The organism is Neisseria sp. P0021.S007, assembly GCF_051956855.1.
Window position 1 is genome coordinate 1 of the sequence record NZ_JBQCXA010001771.1, and the last position, 436, is coordinate 436.

Sequence of the window (436 nt, forward strand, 5' to 3'; positions counted from 1 at the left end):
ACAGGGTATCCGTATCCATTATCCGATGGAACAAAGCTGCTGCGGCCAACCGGCCTATTCGTCAGGTCATCCTAAAGAAGCCTTTGATGTTGCCAAAGCGCAACTGGATTTATTCCCTGAAAATTGGCCGATTGTCGTGCCTTCCGGTTCTTGCGGCGGCATGATGAAACACCACTGGCCGACTTTGTTTAAAGGTACCGAGTACGAACAAAAAGCCATTGATTGCGCCAACCGTATCATTGAATTTACCCACTTCCTGCTGGCGATTGGTTACAAACCTGAAGATAAAGGTGAGCCGGTTAAAGTGGCTGTCCATACTTCCTGCGCGGCGCGTCGTGAGATGAATGTCCATGTGTCAGGCTGGCAGCTGATTGACGGCATGGAAAATGTTGAACGTATCGTTCACGACCATGAAAGCGAGTGCTGCGGTTTTGGC

1 protein-coding gene is annotated in these 436 nt (G+C 50.0%); it reads left to right on the forward strand.

Annotated features, from left to right (window positions below):
• A partial coding sequence (locus ACTHUR_RS21380) for a heterodisulfide reductase-related iron-sulfur binding cluster (protein WP_440400818.1) occupies nt 1–436 on the forward strand: 436 nt, incomplete at both ends.